Origin of the sequence: Bacillus sp. FSL K6-1003 (assembly GCF_037964945.1) — a bacterium.
Lineage (GTDB): Bacteria > Bacillota > Bacilli > Bacillales > Bacillaceae > Bacillus > Bacillus mojavensis.
The window spans coordinates 1,765,157-1,780,314 of record NZ_CP150176.1; the positions used below are offsets into that span (position 1 = coordinate 1,765,157).

Annotated in this window: 14 protein-coding genes and 1 pseudogene; 13 read left to right on the plus strand and 2 right to left on the minus strand. The window is 42.3% G+C overall.

Features of this window, described 5'->3' with window-relative positions:
* Window positions 1-13 precede the first annotated feature (13 nt).
* Window positions 14-1,897: a DNA mismatch repair endonuclease MutL gene (gene mutL, locus NSU16_RS09120; RefSeq protein WP_339192531.1), complete on the plus strand. Its 1,884-nt coding sequence runs from the start codon at window positions 14-16 to the stop codon at window positions 1,895-1,897.
* Window positions 1,898-2,132: 235 nt separating this feature from the next.
* Window positions 2,133-2,870, plus strand: coding sequence for a CPBP family intramembrane glutamic endopeptidase (locus tag NSU16_RS09125; protein WP_010334320.1), 738 nt, complete (start codon window positions 2,133-2,135; stop codon window positions 2,868-2,870).
* A gap of 37 nt (window positions 2,871-2,907) precedes the next feature.
* Here NSU16_RS09125 and NSU16_RS09130 read toward each other — a convergent pair whose 3' ends face one another.
* Together NSU16_RS09130 and NSU16_RS09135 are read right to left on the minus strand one after the other, a co-directional pair.
* Entirely contained in the window at window positions 2,908-3,354 is a 447-nt protein-coding gene (locus NSU16_RS09130) for a YrvL family regulatory protein (protein WP_339181527.1), read from the minus strand.
* A gap of 252 nt (window positions 3,355-3,606) precedes the next feature.
* Window positions 3,607-4,164 carry a hypothetical protein gene (locus NSU16_RS09135; RefSeq protein ID WP_229150177.1) on the minus strand — a complete coding sequence of 186 codons (558 nt, stop codon included), beginning with the start codon at window positions 4,162-4,164 and terminating at the stop codon, window positions 3,607-3,609.
* Between the two features lie 119 nt (window positions 4,165-4,283).
* Here NSU16_RS09135 and NSU16_RS09140 point away from each other — a divergent pair, with 119 nt between their 5' ends.
* The 11 genes and pseudogenes from NSU16_RS09140 to NSU16_RS09190 all read left to right on the plus strand — a co-directional run bounded on the left by NSU16_RS09140 (window position 4,284) and on the right by NSU16_RS09190 (window position 15,095).
* Window positions 4,284-4,886, plus strand: coding sequence for a TetR/AcrR family transcriptional regulator (locus NSU16_RS09140; protein WP_339192532.1), 603 nt, complete (start codon window positions 4,284-4,286; stop codon window positions 4,884-4,886).
* Between the two features lie 177 nt (window positions 4,887-5,063).
* Window positions 5,064-5,738, plus strand: a complete 675-nt coding sequence (locus NSU16_RS09145) for an MBL fold metallo-hydrolase (protein WP_339192668.1) — start codon at window positions 5,064-5,066, stop codon at window positions 5,736-5,738.
* A gap of 178 nt (window positions 5,739-5,916) precedes the next feature.
* Window positions 5,917-6,039: pseudogene (locus tag NSU16_RS09150) on the plus strand (hypothetical protein); the annotation flags it as partial.
* Window positions 6,040-6,112: 73 nt separating this feature from the next.
* Window positions 6,113-6,979: an ACP S-malonyltransferase gene (fabD, locus tag NSU16_RS09155; protein WP_339192533.1), complete on the plus strand. Its 867-nt coding sequence runs from the start codon at window positions 6,113-6,115 to the stop codon at window positions 6,977-6,979.
* Between the two features lie 449 nt (window positions 6,980-7,428).
* Complete coding sequence (locus NSU16_RS09160; RefSeq protein WP_339192534.1) at window positions 7,429-8,394, plus strand: acyltransferase domain-containing protein; 966 nt, start codon at window positions 7,429-7,431, stop codon at window positions 8,392-8,394.
* 5 nt (window positions 8,395-8,399) lie between these two features.
* Entirely contained in the window at window positions 8,400-10,703 is a 2,304-nt protein-coding gene (fabD, locus tag NSU16_RS09165) for an ACP S-malonyltransferase (protein WP_339192535.1), read from the plus strand.
* 92 nt (window positions 10,704-10,795) lie between these two features.
* Window positions 10,796-11,044 (plus strand): acyl carrier protein, encoded by a 249-nt coding sequence (locus tag NSU16_RS09170; RefSeq protein WP_024121473.1) that lies wholly within the window; start codon window positions 10,796-10,798, stop codon window positions 11,042-11,044.
* Window positions 11,022-12,269, plus strand: a complete 1,248-nt coding sequence (locus NSU16_RS09175) for a beta-ketoacyl synthase N-terminal-like domain-containing protein (RefSeq protein ID WP_339192536.1) — start codon at window positions 11,022-11,024, stop codon at window positions 12,267-12,269. The genes NSU16_RS09170 and NSU16_RS09175 overlap by 23 nt, the downstream gene beginning before the upstream one ends.
* Window positions 12,270-13,532, plus strand: a complete 1,263-nt coding sequence (locus NSU16_RS09180) for a hydroxymethylglutaryl-CoA synthase family protein (protein WP_151175041.1) — start codon at window positions 12,270-12,272, stop codon at window positions 13,530-13,532.
* Window positions 13,520-14,302, plus strand: a complete 783-nt coding sequence (locus NSU16_RS09185; RefSeq protein ID WP_339192537.1) for an enoyl-CoA hydratase/isomerase — start codon at window positions 13,520-13,522, stop codon at window positions 14,300-14,302. Before NSU16_RS09180 ends, NSU16_RS09185 begins: the two co-directional genes overlap by 13 nt.
* 43 nt (window positions 14,303-14,345) lie before the next feature.
* Entirely contained in the window at window positions 14,346-15,095 is a 750-nt protein-coding gene (locus NSU16_RS09190; protein WP_339192538.1) for a polyketide synthase, read from the plus strand.
* The last annotated feature ends 63 nt before the right edge of the window (window positions 15,096-15,158 follow it).

Genomic DNA, 15,158 nt, shown 5'->3' on the forward strand with positions numbered 1-15,158 from the left:
CGGGGTGATGAATGTGGCAAAAGTCATCCAGCTGTCAGATGAACTTTCTAATAAAATTGCGGCGGGCGAGGTTGTGGAACGGCCCGCCTCAGTTGTTAAAGAATTGGTAGAAAATGCCATAGATGCTGACAGCACAGTCATTGAAATCGACATTGAGGAAGCCGGTCTTGCATCCATTCGTGTTCTGGATAATGGAGAAGGAATGGAAAATGATGATTGCAAGCGTGCCTTCCGCCGCCACGCAACAAGTAAAATAAAAGATGAAAATGATTTATTCAGAGTGAGAACGCTTGGATTCAGGGGAGAGGCACTGCCGAGTATTGCGTCAGTCTCCCATCTTGAGATTACGACAAGCACGGGAGAAGGAGCGGGGACGAAGCTCATGCTTCAAGGCGGAAACATCATTTCTGAATCGCGTTCCTCAAGCAGGAAGGGAACGGAAATTGTCGTGTCCAATCTGTTTTTTAATACACCAGCCCGCTTGAAATATATGAAAACCGTTCATACAGAGCTTGGGAATATTACGGATGTGGTCAATCGGATTGCGCTGGCACATCCAGAGGTATCGATCCGCCTTCGCCATCATGGAAAAAACCTTCTCCAAACGAACGGAAATGGAGATGTGCGCCATGTCCTTGCCGCGATTTACGGTACGGCTGTCGCTAAAAAAATGCTGCCGCTTCATGTCAGCTCACTGGATTTTGAAGTAAAGGGATATATCGCGCTGCCAGAGATTACGCGGGCATCGAGAAATTACATGTCGTCTGTCATTAATGGCCGTTATATTAAAAATTTCCCGCTTGTCAAGGCTGTGCACGAAGGATATCACACACTTCTGCCAATCGGGCGCCATCCGATCACTTTTATAGAAATCACCATGGACCCGATTTTAGTCGATGTCAACGTGCACCCTTCGAAGCTTGAGGTGCGTCTCAGCAAGGAAACAGAGCTGCACGACTTAATTCGTGACGGCATAAAAGATGTATTTAAACACCAGCAGCTGATACCGAGTGCTCAGCTCCCGAAAAAATCAGCACCTGACATCAAAAATGAACAGCAGTTCATAACCTTTGATGAAAAGCCTGCTGAAAGAAAAATACCGGAAAAAGCGCCTGTGCCTTCGTATTCACCAATGAAACTCAGCTCAGTTGTCAAAGAACCAGTTGAGATAGAAGACGAATTGCCTTCAGAGCAGCTTGAAACTCATTCTGTGGCTGAAACGAAACAAAGGATGGAAGAGCATGCTGCTACAGAAGAATGGTCTGAAGGATTCGAACAGGAGCCCGCTCAGGAACAGCATCAGACATCATCTGAACGTGTTCCGATCATGTACCCGATCGGCCAGATGCATGGGACCTATATATTGGCGCAAAACGAAAACGGCTTATATATTATCGACCAGCATGCAGCCCAAGAGCGTATTAAATACGAATATTTTCGTGAAAAGGTCGGGGAGGTTGAGCCTGAGGTGCAGGACATGATCGTGCCGCTCACGTTCCATTATTCCACGAACGAGGCACTCATTATCGAACAGCATCAACAAGAACTCGAAAGCGTAGGTGTCTTTTTAGAGTCTTTCGGCTCGAACAGTTACATCGTCCGCTGCCACCCGGCTTGGTTTCCAAAAGGAGAAGAAGCCGAGCTGATAGAAGAAATCATTCAGCAGGTGCTCGATTCGAAAAACATTGATATTAAAAAGCTGCGTGAAGAAGCGGCGATTATGATGAGCTGTAAAGGTTCCATCAAAGCAAACCGCCACCTCAGAAACGACGAGATCAAAGCGCTTCTGGACGATCTCCGAAGCACATCAGACCCATTTACATGCCCGCACGGCCGTCCGATTATGATTCATCATTCCACGTATGAGATGGAAAAGATGTTTAAGCGTGTGATGTAGTAAATGTTCAATGCCTTTACGTTAGGATAAAAGCCCGCGATTTAAGCGGGCTTTTTTAAAAACTTATCATCATTTTCAGGTCAAAACAAAGAGCAATTCTCCTTTTTAGTGTATCTTGGCTGTGCATTGTTCAGTACATTTACTGCAGATGAGGATGTCGTCGTAATACTGCAAGGTATTTCAACGGCTCTCGGTATGCTGATCGTTTTACCCTTATAGAGGAAGGCGGTATGTCATGGAGATCGTTTTTTGGATTGTCATTCTGTTTTTGTTAACCTATGAGCCGATTTTTGGGTTTTATCATTTTCAGAAGTTTAAACAGAATATGAAAAGAAGCGAAAGTGCAAAGATAAAATATTACAAAGATGTAATGGTCGGCTTATGGGTTCCAGCTTTGTTTATACTCACTTTAGCTGTATGCACCGATTTGTCTCTCAAACAAATGGGGATAACGATACCGGCCATTCATACCGGAACGCTCGGTTCATTTGCATCTTATATTTTTCTAGGGCTGGGTTTTCTCTATTTTGGGCTTGTTCTGTATTGTATGATCGGCTATTGGTGCAGCCAAAAGGTAAAACATGACTTGTCCAAGAAAAAAGCTGAAGAAATGAAGAAATCTGATATTGGTGACATATTGCCGATAACCTTGAAGGAAAAAAGAATATGGAACTATGTTTCTTTAACTGCGGGGATAACGGAGGAGTTGATTTACAGAGGATTTTTGCTGTTTGCTCTGGCAGCCTTATTTCCTTCACTTTCAATTTGGATTGTGGTCCTTGCTGCCTCTCTGATATTTGGATTAGCCCACACGTATCAAGGGTTTTGGCAAGGGGTTGTGAGGACGTCATGTTTTGGGTTTTTGTTTTGCTCACTTTCTATCATTCTAGGTTCCATCATTCCTCTTATTGTTTTACACTTTCTCGTTGACTATATAGGAAAGTTAGGTGATGAAAATGTCTTTAAAGCATAAAACCGCTTGAATCAATTACAAGCGGTTTTTTATCAGGTTATGATTTAGGCTGATGATCAAATGCTAGTTCAATTAACGCTATAAATGCTGATATGACAAAGAGTAATGCGTCCGGAATATAAATAGAATCCATAAAGTAATCTACTAAACAAATCGTTATAAAATTAGCGATGAAATAAAGGGCAAATGCGAAAAGTGCTGTTTTTCTCATAGAAAGCGAATGGATCATGATCAGAGAAACGACTTTTGTTAGAGGATCTATGACCAGTCCGGCAGCAAAGCATCCCAATATAAAAAACAATAGGGTTTGATTGGAATCGTATGTGATGCCGAGGATGGTAAATAGCCCTTTTATGCCGAAGAAATAACCGCCGAAAATCACAGCGGCTGCAATTGTGATAAGGAGTCCAATGGATACAATCACTGTTATTTTTGAGCTTGGTTTTAAGTCTTTAAATGGCGTGTCGTGTTCTTTCTGGCTCACGTATTACACTCCTTATATGTTAATGATTCACAATACAGCGGAACTCATCCGAATATACCATTATTAATAAAAACAGAATATGTACTCCTAGGCAAGTGCCTAATGAAAAAGCGAAAATCCGACAGGTATACTGAGAAAGCGGAGGTTTTTATAAGCTCCTTATCTAGATGACTTGCATAAAGTGTAACATATATTTACAAAAGTGAAATAATCCTTTTTCTATTGAAAAAGGATTATTTAGCGAGACTAATTTTAACTTTTGAGATTCTTCGAAGCTTTCGCTTTTTTCGGCCAGATAAAATAACTGGCGGTGATCAGGCAATCAATGCCGAGAATCACTGTCCATACCTTTAAAATACTGCTCAGCGCTTCGGTTCGGGCAGCATCATCAATAAAATAAATCATTCCGGCGAGCAGCCCGGCACCAATAAGATAAGCGAGCACATGTCTGATCAAGCTTTTCGCATAATGTTTCGCATGATCCATTCCATAGCGCACAAGCGGTTTTGAGCCTTGCTTTGTTACATAATAACGGAATTTTTCATCCGCCCATTGGATCATTTGCTTGCCGAAAGCGATCGATACGCCAATGTACACTGCCGCAATCGCGTGTGCAGTAGTCGCAACGGCTCCGCGGTATAAATCCGCGGACGTCATTATTAACAAAATCAGGTCAATGACAGGGGTTAAGGCAAGAAGAAGCAGCCCTAATTTATCTTGTTTGAATAGATAACGTACGACAAGGCCTAACACGATTACAACCCAAAATGCTATTTCGCAGAAGACAATCATCCAAGCGACACTGTTCAATCTGTTCCCCTCTTTCCAATACAGTTGTATTATTTAATATGATTTTACCATCTGCGTTTTTATAAAACAACTGTATTATAAAAATTGCTCTCCGATTTTTTTCTTGGTAAAATAAAGACATGCCAAAACAAATTGACCATGAAAAAAGAAGAAAACACATTGCAGAAGCGACATGGCGGGTGATTTTAGAACGAGGGATGGAGGGGGCCTCAGTCAGAAACATTGCCAAGGAAGCAGGACTGTCGTTAGGTGCGCTTCGCCATTATTTTTCGACTCAGGATGAATTGCTTGTTTTTGCAATGAAACTTGTGAAAGAAAAGGTGACAGCTCGCATTAATGAAATTGCTGCCCATGATTTGCCGCCTAAAGAAAAAGTGTTACACATACTGCTTGAAATTGTCCCGACAAATGCTGAAACGATTAGAGAGATGGAGGTATGGTTTGCTTTTACTGTTTATGCGAGACATAAAGATAATATGTTTGACGCGGGACATGACGAGATTTACAAAGCAATTCGAAATCTGATTGACTACTTGGACCAGATTCATTTACTGCAAAGACATGCTGATAAAGAAATAGAAGGAGAGAGGCTGTACGCTTTAATCGATGGCTTGGCTTTACATGCGATGTTTGACCCTCGCCGTGTGAATAAAGAACGGATCAAACGTGTTATTATGCAGCATTTACAATCTATATGCGTTGATGAATCAGCCCAAGAGTGAATAGGTCACTGCAAAAAGTTATTCTTAATGGACAAGTCTCCAAAAAGAATAACTTTTTTTATGTGAATCAACCCGTACTGCAAGAATGAATTGAAGAATGGAAAAGCCGCATACCGTTTGGTAAAGTGGGAATGGAAGAGAGAATGAAAGAACTTCATATTGATAGGAATGGTGAAAATGGTTACTTATGCGGTACATACGATCAAAACATTTCATCAAGGGTGGACTAACTATTGTTACATCATTGAAGATATTGTAAGCCGATCTGCGATAGTTGTTGATCCATCATGGGAATTGAGTAAACTAACTAATAAACTTTCTGAGCTGGAGGTTGATTTATCAGCAATTCTTTTAACGCACTCTCATTATGATCATGTAAATCTTGTTGAGCCGCTCTTGGCATTATTTCGTCCTCAAGTGTATATGTCGAAAACAGAAATCGACTTTTATCAATTCAGATGCAAAAACTTAATTGCTCTTCAAGACCGTGAAACCATCAGCATAGGAATGACGAAAGCGCAATGTCTGCTTACACCTGGGCATACAGCCGGCGGGATGTGTTATTTGTTTTCAGAAAGTATATTCACAGGAGATACGATTTTTACGGAAGGATGCGGGATATGTGAAGATCATGGCAGTTCCGCAGATGATATGTTCGACAGTGTTCAGAGGATAAAATCCATCGTTTCCCCAAAAGTGCGGGTTTATCCGGGGCATTCATTTGGTCAAGCACCAGGGCAAACAATAGGTGAGCTTTTAAAACATAATATTTATTTTCAGATTGACAAAAGAGAATATTTTGTGAAATTCCGCAATAGAAAAAACCAAAGAGGCATTTTTGATTTTAAATAAGTTTTTCCCGAAATCATTCTATTAGACTATTTTCTTTCTGCATCCGAAAGATTTGCCTTTTGAAAAATGATGACAAAGCACGGGTTGATTTTATTAAGTAATGAAATGAAGCTTATGTATCATCATCTTTTGGCACAAGTGATATACAGGTCTATTTTCTTATGTTTTACAGCATGTCCTGATTCTTTATACCTTTATGGAAAAATGCAGAGAAAAAACGATGGAAAGTGTAGGGAAAATTAACTTGACGGATAATATTTACAGAGGTTACCATCAACATGAACATGCTACTATTTATCCGGGGCAATACTTATATTTTTTATAACGTAAGTCAGCAGGTAATTATATATGCGGGGAAGGGTGGCTTTAATAGAATGATCACATATGTTTTTCCGGGACAGGGTTCACAGAAACAGGGAATGGGCAGTGAGTTATTTGATGAGTTTAAAGAACTGATGGCACAAGCAGATGAGATCTTAGGGTATTCTATCAAACGCTTATGCATAGAAAATCCTTATTCAAACTTAAACAAAACGCAATTTACTCAGCCGGCCTTATATGTAGTGAACGCATTAAGCTACCTGAAAAAAATACAGGAAACAGACATAAAACCCGATTTTGTTGCCGGGCACAGCCTTGGAGAATACAATGCGCTATTTGCGGGTGAAGCCTTTGATTTTGAGACGGGGTTAAAGCTTGTCAGAAAAAGAGGCGAGCTGATGAGCATGGTAAGCAACGGCGGTATGGCGGCCGTTATGGGACTAAATGAAGAACAGGTTTCAGAGGTTTTGATAGATCATCATTTACATTCGATTGACATTGCGAATGTAAATGCTCCTTATCAAATTGTGATTTCAGGTCAAAAAGAAGATATTGACAAAGCCGCACCCATCTTTGAAGCCAAGACAGACGTTACGATGTTTCTCCCCTTAAACGTCAGCGGTGCGTTTCATTCCAGATACATGAATCATGCAAAGCAGGAGTTTGAACAATTTCTTGACACTTTTCATTTTGCTCCTTTATCTATTCCGGTTATTTCTAATGTATATGCCACACCGTACTCTTCTGAAGTAATTAAGCCGACACTGGCGGATCAAATCAACCATTCGGTAAAATGGACTGAAAGTATACGCTTTATAATGGAAAAAGGTCAAATGGAGTTTGAGGAAATAGGACCGGGAAATGTGTTAACAGGATTGATCCGCCGCATTGAAACAGATGCGGAACCTATGACACGCTAAACCGATTTCTATACCAAAAGGCCTCAAATTCGGGTCAAAAGTATACGTGATGCATGATTCGATAGACACTGTTAAAACTGAAAGAATTTATATACTGTTACATAAAGAGGCTCATAAAAAAAGTTCGCTCTCTAGCGGACATTTGCACTACCGCAGTCAGTTTTTATATTACGATAAACCATCGCTCTCCTTTCAAGAGAACCGCCCTTTATTTCAAAACATCTAAGTCATAATAGAGTCGATGTTTTTGGCGATGCCAAAATGATTCACGTCAAATTCAGATACTTCCAAGATCACTTCATTAACGAGCTTCCACTTCCAGAACAACAAAACCAAAGCATTTTTCCATTCATGTTATAAACCATGTAACGAGGCTTTTCTCACAGGCAGCCAGCATCATCATATTTCCGTAACTCACCTTTAAATACATAAAAAAGAAGGTTATACAAATGAATGAACCACTCGTTTTTATGTTTTCCGGACAAGGCTCTCAGTACTATCATATGGGAAAAGAATTATTCAGCGGAAACACCGTTTTTCGTCAATGTATGCTTGAAATGGATGCCGTTGTCTCTCGGCGAATCGGCATATCTATAGTCAATGAAATGTACCATCCCGCTAAGCGTGTGTCGGATCCGTTTGACCGTGTCCTTTATACGCACCCCGCTATCTTTATGGTTGAGTATTCTTTATATCGGGTTTTCGCAGAAAAGGGAATCCAGCCTGATTACGTGCTGGGGACAAGTCTGGGAGAATTCGCGTCAGCTGCTGCTTCCGGTGTTTTAGACGCAAAAGAGATACTGGAATGCATACTTGAACAGGCTACCGTCATCGAAAAATACTGCGATAAAGGAAAAATGCTGGCTATACTCGACAAACCGCAACTATTACTTGATCATCCGCAGCTATTTGAAAATAGTGAATTAACCTCCATTCATTATGATTCGCACTTTGTCATTTCGGGAGAAAGTGAAAACATACAGCAGATCACTGATGTTCTGAGAGAGAACGTGATTCTCTGCCAGCCGCTGCCTGTATCCTACGGATTTCATTCTTCCCTTATTGATCCTGCAGAAAATGCATATAAAGAATTTTTAAGATCAAAATCTTTTAAACATCCTTCAATCCCGTTGGTATCCTGTTTAACGGGAAGTAGCATTCGCCAGATTCATAACGATTTCTTCTGGGATACTGTAAGAAGACCAATGAGATTTCGAGAAGCTATTCAATTTTTGGAAAGTCAGCATACGTGCCATTTCATTGATTTGGGGCCTTCAGGAACCTTAGCTGCGTTTGTTAAACAATTAATCTCGGGAGATTCAGCGAATCGCTGTCATTCAATCATCACACCATTTCATCAGGAGCTGAAAAATCTGGAGATGGTTGAGCGTTTACAGAAACTAGAAAGGAAGTAAACAAGATGATTACATATGTTTTTCCAGGACAAGGCTCCCAGCAAAAAGGAATGGGACAAGGACTTTTTGAGCAATATCAGCATTTGACCGACCAAGCAGATCAAATACTTGGATATTCAATCAAAAAACTCTGTACTGAAAAAAGCTATTTCGATGTCAATCATACTCAATATACTCAGCCGGCTTTATACGTGGTCAATGCACTCAGTTATTTGAAAAAGCTGGAGGAGACCGGAGAAAAACCTGATTTTGCGGCGGGGCATAGCTTAGGAGAATACAACGCGCTGTTTGCAGCAGGCGCATTTGACTTTGGGACAGGCTTAAAGCTGGTGAAAAAAAGAGGCGAGCTGATGGGACGGATTACTGGAGGCGGTATGGCTGCGGTGATCGGTTTAGATAAGGAACAAGTTACAGCCGTATTAGAAGAACATCATTTACATACGATTGATGTGGCAAATGAGAATACACCTCGGCAAATTGTGATTTCTGGGCAAAAAAAAGATATTGAAAAAGCGGGAGCTGTTTTTGAAACCATCCAGGATGTAAAGCTGTTCCACCCGTTAAACGTAAGCGGAGCTTTTCATTCCAGGTATATGGATGAAGCAAAACAAGAATTTAAGCAATTTATAGAAACATTCCATTTTGCGCCTTTGTCTTTTCCGGTTATCTCGAATGTATATGGAGAGCCTTATCAACAGGAAAGGCTGAAAGAGACCCTGTCTCAACAAATGAACAGCACGGTTAGATGGACAGACAGCATTCGTTATCTTATGGGAAGAGGAGCAATGGAGTTTGAAGAAGTCGGTCCTGGAAAGGTGTTAACCGGCTTAATTACCCGCATAAAAAATGAAGAGGAGCCGTTAACACATCATGCTGATTCAACAGAGAAAAATGTCTTTCCCGGCCAGCAAAATGAACAAGCAGAAACTGACGCCCATTCAGCTCGAATTTCTGCTGAGATTACAGCTCATTCATTAGGAAGTGCCGAGTTTAAAAAAGACTATCAACTTACATATGCTTATCTTGCAGGAGGAATGTACCGCGGAATTGCTTCGAAAGAAATGGTTGTAAAGATGTCAAAAGCGGGGATGATGGGGTTCTTTGGCACGGGCGGTTTGGATCTGAATGACGTTGAGGATGCGATTCTGTCTATTCAAGGCGAATTGGGGCAGGGACAAGCCTATGGCATTAACCTTGTGCACAATATGAAGCATATTGAATCAGAAGAAAAAATGATTGATCTTTTATTGAAACATAATGTGAGACATTTGGAAGCCTCCGCATTTCTAAGTGTCACTCCTGCTTTAGTTAGATATCGCGCCAAAGGATTGAAACGGCGTCCAAACGGTGAAGTGATATGTTTAAATCGAATGATAGCGAAAATCTCAAGGCCTGAGGTTGCCGAATCTTTTATGAGTCCTGCGCCGGAGAATATGGTAGAAAAGCTTTTAAGAGAAAACAAAATCACAACTAGTGAAGCTGAGTTATTGCGGGAGATCCCTGTGGCAGAGGATATTTGTGTGGAAGCAGACTCAGGCGGTCATACGGACGGCGGTGTTGCATACAGCTTGATGCCGGCGATGACATTATTAAGAGACGAAATGATGAAAAAGTATCGATATAACAAAAAAATACGCGTCGGTGCGGCAGGCGGGATAGGGACTCCTGAGGCGGCGATGGCTGCCTTTATGCTAGGTGCTGATTTTATCTTAACCGGCTCAATCAATCAGTGTACGGTTGAAGCGGCTACAAGTGACAGAGTGAAAGATTTATTGCAGCAAATGAATGTTCAAGATACGGCGTATGCGCCAGCGGGTGATATGTTCGAATCGGGCAGCAAAGTGCAAGTGCTAAAAAAAGGTGTGTTTTTTCCGGCGCGAGCCAGCAAGCTGCATGAACTTTACCAGCGATTTGGATCATTGAGTGAGATCGATCAAAAGACCTTAACTCAGCTTGAGGAGAAATATTTTAAACGCAGTATCGAAAAAATATATGAAGATATTAAATTACACTATCCATCGGCAGAGATTGAGAAGGCTGAACGGAATCCGAAACATAAGATGGCATTGATTTTCAGATGGTACTTTAGGTACAGCTCGCAATTGGCGATCAGCGGAAGCGAAGAGTCTAAAGTCGATTATCAAGTTCACTGCGGCCCTGCGTTAGGGGCTTTTAATCAATGGGTCAAAGGCTCGGAATTAGAGAGCTGGCGGAACCGTCATGTGGATGACATCGGGAAAATATTAATGACAGAAACCGCAAAGTTACTTAACGACAGAATTGCATTATTTTCTCAAAAGGCGCTTTAAAGTCTATTGTGCAATAATAAAAGATTGAATATTGTGAAAAAATGGGCGAAGCCTGTATATTTAACATTCCATTTAAAGGAGAGACAAACGTTATGAATAAACAGAAAGTCTTCGAAGTATTGATTACTAATATTTGTGAGGTTCTTCCGGAATTGGACGGACACCGTTTTGAGCCTGAAGATCGATTAGCTGATTTAGGGGCTGATTCTGTAGACAGGGCTGAAATTATAACCATGGTGCTTGAGGATTTATCATTAAAAATCCCTCGTGTCGAGCTGTCTGGTGTGAACAACATCGGCGAATTAGCTGAGGTGCTTTATGACAAAGTACAATCCGCCTGAGATTCTGGTGACCGGTGTCGGAGTAACGGCAGCGATCGGCCAAGGAAAAGAGGCTTTTGTTTCTTCGTTGTTGTCTGGGAGGCATGCCTTTGAAGTGATGCAGCGCCCTGGCAGACAAAAAGACAGCCGGTTTATTGGAGCTGAAATTCCTTCGTTATCTTATCCGGACCGTCTTTCTAAGAAACTGCTAAGAAAAGCGTCATTTTCCAGCCGAGCTGCTTTGGTTACTCTCTCAGAAGCCTGGGAGGAGGCGAAGTTAGACGATGCTGGTTCCGCACGTATCGGGCTGGTAGCAGGAGGATCGAACTTTCAGCAAAGAGAGGCCCTCCAGCTTTATGAGAATTATAGGAACCGCTCTGGTTTCATGTCGCCAGCATATGCACTGTCTTTTATGGATAGCGATCTTTGCGGTCTTTGTACAGAACAGTTTGGAATCACCGGTTTAGCTTATACGGCGGGAGGTGCTTCCGCAAGCGGCCAGTTAGCGGTGATTCAAGCAATTCAGCAAGTCCTGTCAGGAGAGGTTGATATTTGCATCGCACTGGGGGCGTTAATGGATATTTCCTATATGGAATGTGAGGCGCTCAGGGCTTTAGGCGCTATGGGAACGGATAAATATGCTGATGAGCCGGAAAACGCGTGCCGTCCCTTTGACCAGAACAGAGATGGATTTATTTATGGAGAATGCTGCGGCGCATTGGTGATAGAACGAAAAGATACGGCTGTCCGCCGGGGCGTAAAACCCTATGCTGCATTGTCAGGATGGTCAATCAAAGTAGATGGGAACCGCAATCCTGATCCTTCTTTAGAAGGGGAGACCTATGTCATACAAAAGGCATTGGAGCGAGCCGGTCTCACACCTGAAGAAATTGATTACATAAACCCTCATGGCACGGGTTCTTTCATTGGAGATGAAATTGAATTGAAGGCGCTGCATGCTTGCGGTCTTTCTCATGCTTATATAAATGCAACAAAATCAATAACCGGGCATGGGCTCAGTGCAGCAGGCATTGTTGAGATTATTTCTGTACTGCTTCAAATGAAAGAATCACGCCTGCATCCGAGCCGGAATTTACATGATCCAATTGATCCTTCCTTGCATTGGGTGACGGATCAATCAATTTCACACGACATAAAAAACGCGTTGAGTTTAAGCATGGGTTTTGGCGGAATGAATACCGCTGTTTGTATACAAAACATTGAAAAATGCGGAGGCGAATCATAAATGGTTTCTGCTGGAATAGAAGCGATGAATGTCTTTGGCGGAACGGCATACCTTGATGTCATGCAATTAGCCAAGTACAGACATTTAGATACAGCTAGATTTGAAAATTTATTAATGAAAGAAAAAGCGGTAGCACTGCCTTACGAAGATCCTGTGACCTTTGGAGTGAATGCGGCTAAACCGATTATTGATTCACTAAGTGATGCAGAGAAGGACAGGATTGAATTGCTGATCACCTGTTCCGAATCTGGGATCGATTTTGGAAAATCATTAAGCACCTATATCCATGAATATTTAGGGCTTAATCGCAACTGCCGTTTGTTTGAAATAAAACAAGCCTGTTATTCAGGAACTGCCGGATTTCAAATGGCAGTGAATTTTATATTATCCCAGACGTCTCCGGGTGCCAAAGCACTGGTCATCGCCAGTGATATTTCCCGTTTTTTAATCGCTGAAGGCGGAGACGCTTTAAGTGAGGATTGGTCCTATGCCGAACCGAGTGCCGGAGCGGGAGCAGTGGCTGTTTTGGTAGGCGAAAATCCTGAGGTGTTTCAAGTTGATCCCGGGGCAAACGGCTATTACGGCTACGAAGTGATGGATACGTGCCGTCCCATTCCCGACAGTGAGGCGGGAGATGCTGACCTGTCTTTAATGTCATATTTGGATTGCTGTGAACAAACGTTCTTGGAATATCAAAAACGTGTACCCGGGGCTCATTATCAAGATACGTTTCAATATCTAGCCTACCATACGCCTTTTGGCGGGATGGTGAAAGGGGCGCACCGGACGATGATGCGTAAGATGGCAAAGGCGAAAACGGCCGAGATAGAAACTGATTTTTTGAAACGGGTACAGCCTGGATTGCTCTACTGCCAAAGGGTCGGAAACATTATGGGAGCCGCATTGCTTCTGGCGTTGGCTAGCACTATTGACAAAGCGCAGCTTGACTCGCCTAAACGAATCGGCTGTTTCTCCTATGGTTCAGGCTGCTGTTCTGAATTTTACAGCGGAATAGCAACGCCTCAAGGCCAAAAACGCCAGCGCTTATTTGAAATCGAGAAGCACTTGGACAATCGATATCATCTTTCAATGGATGAGTATGAAACGCTGTTCAAGGGAAGCGGGATGGTCCGGTTCGGAACTCGTAATGTCAAGCTGGATCTTGAGATGATTCCGGGGGTATTGCAGTTTCATCAAGAAAAGCCGAGGCTGTTTTTAGAAGAAATTTCTGAGTTTCATCGCAAGTACAGGTGGATGTCGTGACATACCAAACGATTAAGGTCCGGTTTCAAGAGTCAATTTGCTATCTAACCTTTCATCGTCCTGACGCTAATAATACGATCAATGACCAATTAATCGATGAATGTTTACAAGTGATGAATCAATGTGAGACATCTTCCGTTACGGTCATTGTTTTAGAAGGGCTCCCGGAGGTATTTTGTTTCGGAGCGGATTTTCAAGAAATATATCAGGAGATGAAAAGCGGCAGAAAACAAGCGAGTTCTCAAGAACCTCTCTATGATTTGTGGCTGAAATTGCAGACTGGTCCTTTTGTCACCATTTCACATGTGCGGGGAAAAGTAAATGCCGGAGGTCTTGGATTTGTGGCTGCCAGTGATATTGTCATAGCGGATCAAACTGCATCATTCAGTCTGTCCGAGTTGTTATTTGGTCTTTATCCAGCTTGTGTGCTGCCATTTCTGATTCGCAGGATCGGCTATCAAAAAGCGCATTATATGACATTAATGACAAAACCGATTTTTGTTCAGGAAGCCATGGAATGGGGCTTGGTAGATGCCTCTGACGCTCAAAGCGAGGCCCTGCTGAGAAAGCATTTATTGCGCTTACGGCGGTTAAATAAAAAGGCAATTGCGCGGTATAAACAGTTTATCAATTCATTGGATGACCGCCCGCGCCGTACGAAATCCATGGCTTTAACTGAAAATCAAGACATGTTTTCCGACCCTCAAAATCAAATGGGCATCATAAGGTATGTTGAAACGGGGCAGTTCCCTTGGGAGAAGAGCCCGTAAACTGTGTGAAATACATACAATCAGAAACCGTTAGGAGGACATCATGACGCATTCTGTTGTAGAGCTTTTTGAAATCGAGCCCGCTATTATTCAGGTCAAGATGCATGACCGTGCTCATAAAAACGCGTTTTCGCAAGAACTCACAGACGGATTAATTCAAGCGTTCGAATTCATTCGCAATCAACAAAGCTATAAAGCAGTGATTTTAACGGGATACGACAATTATTTTGCTTCAGGCGGAACACAAGAAGGTTTGCTGAGAATCCAGAAAGGAATCACCAAGTTTACTGATGACAATCTCTATTCTCTGGCACTTGATTGCAGAATTCCCGTCATTGCTGCCATGCAGGGTCACGGAATTGGGGGCGGCTTTGTCATGGGGCTCTTTGCTGATTTTGTTATTCTGAGCAGGGAGAGCGTGTATACCACTAATTTTATGAAATACGGGTTTACACCGGGTATGGGAGCTACTTTTATCGTTCCCCAAAAACTCGGGTTCAGCTTGGCGCAGGAGTTATTAATGAATGCAGGCAATTACAGGGGAGCCGATCTCGAAAAAAGAGGAATACCCTTTAAAGTCCTCCCTCGATCTGAAGTTTTGGAGTATTCTGTGGAGCTGGCGCGTGAGCTGGCGGAAAAACCGAGAAACTCCTTAATTACACTAAAAGACCACTTGGTTTCGCCGCTTCGCGAGCAGCTTCCCAGCGTGATAGAACAGGAGCTCGTTATGCATGAGAAAACATTTCATCAAGACGAAGTCAAAACGAGAATCACAGGTTTGTATGGCAATTAATTGAAAATAAAAATGATCGTCGTGTGATACATAAAAATGTGCAGGTGAAATGGAGGCAGCTCT